We start from the raw sequence: 7645 nt of genomic DNA, 5'->3' as shown, positions 1-7645 counted from the left end.
ACACCCCCGATCCACTGATAGATGCTCCCGAGCAAGTGCTGGACGGGGATTTCAGCGCGCTCCCCGTTGTCGATCCCGCCCGGCAGACCGGGCCGGGAGCGGCTCAGGAACGGACGACGGTGCCCGCCCAGGAGCGGTTGCCGAGCAGGGTCTTCACGTCCGAGGCGAGCCCGTTGTCGGGGTTCACCAGGAAGCCGAGCTCGTACAGGGTGTCCTTGTCCCAGCCGGTGGTCAGCAGACGGACCGGGACGTCGCCCGGGTGGGCCTGGAGGGCCTGCCTGAGCTCGGCCACCACCTCGGGGGTGATCCGGGCGGTCGGCACGGTGATCTGGACCGGGGGCTTGGTGCCCAGCTCGGCGGAGGAGACGTCGAGCGTGGTGATCTCCTGGCCGAAGATGCTCAGCGACCCGTCGCGCTCGTTGAGCCGGCCGCGGACCGAGATGACGTTGTCCTCCACCATCTGCTCGGCCATCAGGTTGTAGGTGGCCGGGAAGAACAGCACCTCGACCGAGCCGTCGCGGTCGGCGAGGGTGATGATCGCCCAGGCGTTGCCGGCCTTGTTGATCCGGCGGTCCACGGCGGTGATCAGGCCGGAGAGGCGGACCTCGCCCTCGGTCCGGCCGGAGCCGAGGAGGTCGGCGATCGAGGTGTCCCGGTTCTGGGAGAGGATGTGCTCGGCGCCGTCGAGCGGGTGGCTGGAGACGTACAGGCCGAGCATCTCCCGCTCCAGGGAGAGCAACTGGCGGCGCGGCCACTCGCGGTCGGTGAGCTCGAAGTCCAGGCCGATGGCGGGGCCGCCGTCCCCGGTCTCCAGGGCGCCGAAGAGGTCGTCCTGGCCGATCGCCTGCTGCTTCTTCAGCCCGGTGACGGCGTCGATCGCGCTCTCGTGCACGGTGCTGAGCGAGAGCCGGCTGTGCCCGAGCGAGTCGAAGGCGCCGGCCTTGACCAGGGAGTCGACGGTGCGCTTGTTGCACACCACCAGCTCCACCTTGTCCAGGAAGTCGGGGAAGGAGGTGTACTTGCCCTTCTCCTCCCGGGTGCGCACCAGCGACTCGATGACCGGGACGCCGACGTTGCGCACGGCCTTGAGGCCGAAGCGGACGTCGCTGCCGACGGCGGTGAAGTCGACCACCGACTCGTTGACGTCGGGGGAGAGGATCCGGATGCCCATCTGCCGGCACTCCGCCAGGTAGACCGCCATCTTGTCCTTGTCGTCCGCGACCGAGGTGAGCAGGGCGGCCATGTACTCGGCGGGGTAGTTGGCCTTGAGGTAGGCGGTCTGGTACGAGACCAGGCCGTAGGCGGCGGAGTGCGATTTGTTGAACGCGTAGCCGGCGAACGGGACCAGGACGTCCCACACCGCCTGGATGGCCTCGTCGGAGTAGCCGCGCTCCTTGCAGCCGGCGTGGAAGGGGACGAACTCCTTCTCCAGGACCTCCTTCTTCTTCTTGCCCATCGCCCGGCGCAGCAGGTCGGCCTGGCCGAGCGAGTAGCCGGCCAGCACCTGGGCGGCACGCTGGACCTGCTCCTGGTAGACGATCAGGCCGTAGGTGGGGCCGAGGACGTCCTTGAGCGGTTCCTCCAGCTCGGGGTGGATCGGGACGATCTCCTGCTGGGCGTTCTTGCGCAGCGCGTAGTTGGTGTGCGAGTTCATGCCCATCGGGCCGGGCCGGTACAGCGCGGAGACGGCGGAGATGTCGGCGAACTCGGTCGGCTTCATCAGCTTGAGCAGGGCGCGCATGGGCCCGCCGTCGAGCTGGAAGACGCCCAGGGTGTCGCCGCGGGCGAGCAACTGGTAGGTGGTGGGGTCGTCGATCGGGATCTTCTCGATGTCGACGTCGACGCCCCGGTTGGCCTTCACGATCTTGATGCAGTGGTCGATGATGCCCAGGTTCCGCAGACCCAGGAAGTCCATCTTGATCAGGCCCATGGCTTCGCACGACGGGTAGTCGAAGCCGGTGATGATGGTGCCGTCCTTGTCCCGCATGTGCAGCGGGATCAGCTCCAGCAGCGGGGTGGAGGAGAGGATGACGGCGGCGGCGTGCACACCGGTGCCGCGGATCAGGCCCTCGATGCCCCGGCCGGTGTCGATGATCTTCTTGACGTCGGGCTCGTTGTCGTACAGCGCCCGGATCTCGGTGCCCTCGTTGTACCGGGGGTGCTTGTCGTTGAAGAGGTCGGCGAGCGGGACGCCCTTGCCCATCACGTCCGGCGGCATGGCCTTGGTGATCCGGTCGCCCATCGCGAAGGGGTAGCCGAGGATGCGGTTGGCGTCCTTGACGGCGGCCTTGGCCTTGATGGTGCCGAAGGTGTTGACCTGGGCGGTGTAGGCGGAGCCGTACTTCTCGGTGACGTAGCGCACCATCTGGTCGCGCTGGCGGTCGTCGAAGTCGATGTCGACGTCCGGGGGGTTGATGCGCTCGGGGTTGAGGAACCGCTCGAACAGCAGGTCGTGCTCCAGCGGGTCGAGCTGGGTGATGCCGGTCAGGTAGGCGACCATCGAGCCGGCCGCCGAGCCACGGCCGGGGCCGACCGGGATGCCGTTGTCCCGCCCGTACTGGCAGATGTCGGCGACCACGAGGAAGTAGGCGTCGAACCCCATCGGGGTGATCACGCCCATCTCCAGCTCGACCCGGTCCAGGACCTCCTGGCTCGGGTTGTCGCCGTAGCGGTGCTGGAGGCCGGCGGCGATCTTCTGGCGCAGGTAGGAGGCCTGGGTCTCGCCCTCGGGCACGTCGAACTGCGGCATCCGGTCGACGTAGGTGAAGACCTCCTCGTACGACTCGACCCGCTCGGCGATCGCCAGCGTGTTGTCGCAGGCCTCCGGCAGCTCGCGGAAGAGCTCGCGCATCTCCTCGGCGGTCTTGACGTAGTAGCCGGAGCCGTTGAACTTGAAGCGGTTCGGGTCGTCCTTGTTCTTGCCCACGCCGACGCAGAGCAGGCTGTCGTGGGCGTCCGCCTGGTCGGCGGTGACGTAGTGCGAGTCGTTGGTGGCGAGCAGCGGGATGTCCAGCTGCTTGGCCAGGCGCAGCAGGTCCGCGCGGACGTCCTGCTCGATGGACAGGCCGTGGTCCATCAGCTCCAGGAAGTAGTTCTCCTTGCCGAAGATGTCCTGGTAGGCGGCGGCCGCCTTGACCGCCTCGTCGTACTGGCCGAGCCGCAGCCGGGTCTGCACCTCGCCGGAGGGGCAGCCGGTGGTCGCGATGATGCCGGTCGCGTTGGCGGCGATCAGCTCGCGGTCCATCCGGGGCTTCATGTAGTAGCCCTCCATCGACGCGAGCGAGGAGAGCTTGAAGAGGTTGCGCAGACCGGTGGCGTTCTGCGCCCACATGGTCATGTGGGTGTAGCGGCCGCCGCCGGAGACGTCCTTGCCGCCCTCGCCGTCGGCGCCGCTCGGGCGCTGGCCGCCGGGGGACCAGAACACCTGCTTCTTCAGGAAGCGCGAGGCCGGGGCGACGTAGGCCTCGATGCCGATGATCGGCTTGACACCGGTCTTGGCGGCGGCGTGGAAGAACTCGTAGGCGCCGAACATGTTGCCGTGGTCGCTCATCGCGATGGCGGGCATGCCCTGTCTCTCCGCCTCCGCGAAGAGCTTGCCGTTCTTCGCGGCCCCGTCCAGCATCGAGTACTCGGTGTGGACGTGCAGGTGCGCGAAGCTGTCGGACACGGCGCTGGGCTCCTCGGGTGGTGCTCGGACGGGAAGCCGCCCAGGCTAGTCGGTCGGCGCGCACGACACGCCGCGCCGGGGGCTCCTGCCCACGACCTTGACGTGCCCCTCGCGACTCCTTGACGCGCCCGCGGCCCGGCCGCACCCCTCGGGGCGCGGCCGGGCCGGACGGGGCTCAGGCTCCGGTGGAGGCCAGCCGGGCGTGGCGCCGGGCGCTCGCCTCGGCCGGGTCCGGCACCGGCACGGCGGCCAGCAGGCCCTTGGTGTAGGCGTGCCGCGGGGAGTCGTACACCGTGTCGGCGTCGCCCTGTTCCACGATCCGCCCGGCCCGCATCACCGCGACCCGGTCGCTGACCTGCCGGACCACGGCGAGGTCGTGGGCGATGAAGACCAGTGCGAGACCGAGATCACGCTGCAGCTCGCCCAGCAGCTCGACCACCTGGGCCTGCGTGGTGACGTCCAGCGCGGAGACCGGCTCGTCGCAGACGATCAGCCGCGGCTCGGGCGCGAGCGCCCGGGCGATGCCGACCCGCTGCCGCTGCCCGCCGGAGAACTCGTGCGGATAGCGGTGGTACCAGTCGGGGTCGAGCCCGACGCGTTCCAGCAGCTCGCCGACCCGGGCGCGGATGCGGCGCTCGTCGCCCTCGCCGGCGATCCGCAGCGGGTCGGCGACGGACTCCCCGATGGTGCGGCGCGGGTTGAGCGAGGAGACCGGGTCCTGGAAGACCATCTGCAGCTCCCGGCGCAGCGGGCGCAGCTCCTTCTCCCCGAGGGCCCCGATGTCCCGGCCGCGGTAGTGCAGCCGGCCGCCGGTCGGCTCCAGCAGCCGGACGAGCATCCGTCCGAGGGTGGTCTTCCCGGAGCCGGACTCGCCGACGACGCCCAGCGTCTCGCCGGCCCGCACGGTGAGCGAGACGCCGTCCACGGCGGTCACGGCGGCGGTGCGCCGGGCGAGGCCGCGGGTGGCGAACTCGCGGCGCAGGTCGACGGCCTCCAGCAGGACCTCGCCCCCGGCCGGCCCGGCCGGCTCGCCGGGCGCGCGCACGCGCGGGTCCCGCGGAGCGTCCAGCCGGGGCACCGCCGACAGCAGTGCGCGGGTGTACGGCTGGCGCGGTGTGCCGAGCACCTCGGTCACCGGGCCGTGCTCCACCGCCCGGCCGTCCTTCATCACCAGCACCCGGTCGACGCTCCCGGCGACCACGCCCAGGTCGTGGGTGACCAGGACCAGCCCGGCCCCGGTCTCGGCGCGCAGCTCGTGCAGCAGGTCGAGGATCTGGGCCTGGACGGTGACGTCCAGCGCGGTCGTCGGCTCGTCGGCGACCAGCAGCCGCGGCTCGCAGGCCAGCGCCATCGCGATCAGCACCCGCTGGCGCATGCCGCCGCTGAACTCGTGCGGACGCGACCGCGCGCGGCGCGCCGCGTCGGCGATGCCGACCCGGTCGAGCACCTCGACGGCCCGGGCCCGGGCGGCCCGGCGGGAGACCGGCCGGTGCACCCGCACCACCTCGGCGATCTGGTCCCCCACCGCGTAGTAGGGGTCCAGCGCGGAGAGCGGGTCCTGGAACACCATGGCGGCCAACCCGCCGCGCAGGCGCCGCAGGTCCTCGCCCTCGGCGGTGACGGCGTCCACGCCGGCGACCCGTACCGAGCCGCCGATCCGGGCGCCGGTGCCGCGGTGCAGGCCGAGCAGCCCGTAGGCGACGGTGCTCTTGCCGGAGCCGGACTCGCCGACGATGCCGAGCGCCTGCCCGGCCTCCAGGGTGAAGCCGACGCCGTCGACGGCGCGGAGGTGGCCGTCGCCGACGGGGAAGTCGACGACCAGGTCCCGGACGTCGACCAGGGGTCCGGCGCCGACCGGGCCCGCGGCCTTCTCCAGGGGCGTGGCGCTCATGTCAGGACCACCCTTCGGTCGGCCACCGCGTAGAGCACGTCCGCGATGACGTTGGCGAGGACGACGGCGAACCCGGTGACCAGGGTGAGCCCGACGACGGTGGGCAGGTCGATCAGGCCGACCGAGGTGACCAGCAGCTTGCCGAGCCCCGGGAGGCCGAACAGCGACTCGGTCAGCACCGCCGAGCCGAACATCGTCCCCAGGTCGATGGCGGTCAGGGCGATCACCGGGGTGAGCGCGCCGCGCAGCGCGTGCCGGGTCACCAGGTGCCGCTCGCTGACGCCGAACGCCCGGAAGGTCCGGATGTGGTCGTCGGCGAGGGTCTCCAGCATGGAGGAGCGGGTCAGCCGGGCGTACTTGGCGCACTCGATGAGCGCCAGCGAGACCCAGGGCAGCAGCAGGCCCCAGAACCACTGCTGCGGGTCCTCGGTGAGCGGCACGTAGCTCGGGAAGGGCAGCCACTGGAGCTGGGCGCACAGCACGATCAGCAGCACCAGGCCGATGACGAACACCGGGATCGAGCTGCCGGCCAGTGTCAGCGCGGTCAGCAGGCGCTCGGCGAGCCGGCCCCGGCGCAGCGCCGAGAGCAGCCCGGTGCCGACCCCGAGGGCCAGCCAGATCACCATGGCGCCGAGCGCCAGCGAGGCGGTCACCGGGAGCCGGGCGGCGATCATGTCGGTGACCTGCTCGCCGCTGCGGTAGGAGACGCCCAGGCAGGGCGCCGGGCAGTGCAGCAGGCCGGTTCCGGCGCTGAAGTCGCGGCCGGCGACGACGCCCTGCAGGAAGTGGGCGTACTGCAGGTGCACCGGAGCGTCGAGGCCCAGCCGTTCGCGCACCTGGAGCACCTGGGCGGGGCTGCACTTCTCGCCGCAGGCCAGCTGGGCGGGGTCGCCGGGGGCGATGTAGAACACCGCGTAGACGATCAGGGAGAGGGCGAACAGGACACCGACCATGCCGACGGCCTTGCGGAGCAGGAAGCGGGTCATGCGGGGGCCTCCTCGGTGGTGCCCGACGGGCCGGGGCGGGCGGCGCCGGCCGCGTCGGTGCCCTTCGCGCCGGTGTCCGGGGCGGGGCCGTCCGCCGTCGGACCGGCGGCGCCGCGGGCCGTGCCGACCCGCAGCCGGGAGGCCGCGCGGGGGTCGAGCTCGGTGCGGACGGCGTCGCCGAACACGGTGAAGGCGAGCACGGTGACGAACAGCAGCGCGGACGGGAGCAGCACGTACATCGGGTCCGCGCGGAACCAGGTGGTCGCGCCGGAGAGCATCTGGCCCCAGGACGCGGTGGGCGGCTTGACGCCCACGCCGAGGAAGGAGAGCCCGGCCTCGGCGATCACGTTGGACGGCAGCAGCACCGCCGCGTAGGTGATGACCGGCGCGGCCAGCGACGGCAGCAGCTCCCGGCGGGCGATCCGCCACCGGGTGGCGCCGGCGAGCCGGGCCGCGGCCACGTAGTCCAGCTGCTTGAGGCCGAGCGTCTGGGCCCGGACGATGCGTGCGGTGCCGGCCCAGCCCAGCAGTCCGATGACCAGGGTCAGCAGCAGCGGGCGGGGGAAGCCGGAGGGCACGACCGCCATCAGCGAGATGGCGAAGACCAGCGAGGGCAGCGCGAGCATCACCTCGGTGGTGTTGCCGATCAGCTGGTCGAGCAGGCGGCTGCCGAGGCCCGCGAGGAGGCCGAGCAGCACGCCGATGGTGACCTGGACCAGGGTGGCGCCGACGGCGACGAGCAGCGAGATCCGGGCGCCGTGGACCAGCCGGGCGAACACGTCGCGCCCGGTGCCCGGTTCGACGCCCAGCCAGTGCTCGGCGCTGACGCCGCCGAACGAGCCGGTGGGCACGCCGCCGGCCGCCGAGTCGAGCAGGTCGTTGTGGTAGCTGGTGGGGTCCTGGCCTTCGAGCGCGGTGAGCAGCGGGGCCGCCGCCGCGATCAGCGCGAGCAGGACGATGACGAGGCCGGCGGCGAGGGCGGCGCGCCGCGCGAGCAGCCGCCGCCACACCTGCCGGCCCCCGGCGGCCGGGGAGGCCGCGAGGGCCTCCCCGGCACGGGGTTCCTGTGGAGCCATGGTTGTCCGATCGATCCGTCCGGTC

At 72.0% G+C, this 7645-nt stretch carries 4 protein-coding genes; all 4 read right to left on the bottom strand.

Translation table 11 applies throughout. From position 1 onward, the window contains the following. Positions 1–103 precede the first annotated feature (103 nt). The 4 genes from dnaE to ABT093_RS17975 all read right to left on the bottom strand — a co-directional run bounded on the left by dnaE (position 104) and on the right by ABT093_RS17975 (position 7620). A complete protein-coding gene (dnaE, locus tag ABT093_RS17990) occupies positions 104–3667 on the bottom strand; it encodes a DNA polymerase III subunit alpha (protein WP_350565258.1) in 3564 nt (1187 codons plus the stop codon). A 175-nt stretch (positions 3668–3842) separates the two neighbouring features. Continuing rightward, positions 3843–5558 (bottom strand): ABC transporter ATP-binding protein, encoded by a 1716-nt coding sequence (locus ABT093_RS17985; RefSeq protein ID WP_350565256.1) that lies wholly within the window; start codon positions 5556–5558, stop codon positions 3843–3845. Then, positions 5555–6544 carry an ABC transporter permease gene (locus ABT093_RS17980; protein WP_350565254.1) on the bottom strand — a complete coding sequence of 330 codons (990 nt, stop codon included), beginning with the start codon at positions 6542–6544 and terminating at the stop codon, positions 5555–5557. Before ABT093_RS17980 ends, ABT093_RS17985 begins: the two co-directional genes overlap by 4 nt. Then, positions 6541–7620, bottom strand: coding sequence for an ABC transporter permease (locus tag ABT093_RS17975; protein ID WP_350565252.1), 1080 nt, complete (start codon positions 7618–7620; stop codon positions 6541–6543). The genes ABT093_RS17980 and ABT093_RS17975 overlap by 4 nt, the downstream gene beginning before the upstream one ends. Positions 7621–7645: the final 25 nt, after the last annotated feature.

The organism is Kitasatospora sp. NPDC002551, assembly GCF_040296005.1.
Lineage (GTDB): Bacteria > Actinomycetota > Actinomycetes > Streptomycetales > Streptomycetaceae > Kitasatospora.
This window is presented reverse-complemented; position numbering and strand designations above follow the sequence as displayed.

Coding starts and splice junctions, on each gene's coding strand:
- ABT093_RS17985 (WP_350565256.1), bottom strand. CDS start 5,558: ATGAGCGCCACGCCCCTGGAGAAGGCCGCGGGCCCGGTCGGCGCCGGA.
- ABT093_RS17980 (WP_350565254.1), bottom strand. CDS start 6,544: ATGACCCGCTTCCTGCTCCGCAAGGCCGTCGGCATGGTCGGTGTCCTG.
- ABT093_RS17975 (WP_350565252.1), bottom strand. CDS start 7,620: ATGGCTCCACAGGAACCCCGTGCCGGGGAGGCCCTCGCGGCCTCCCCG.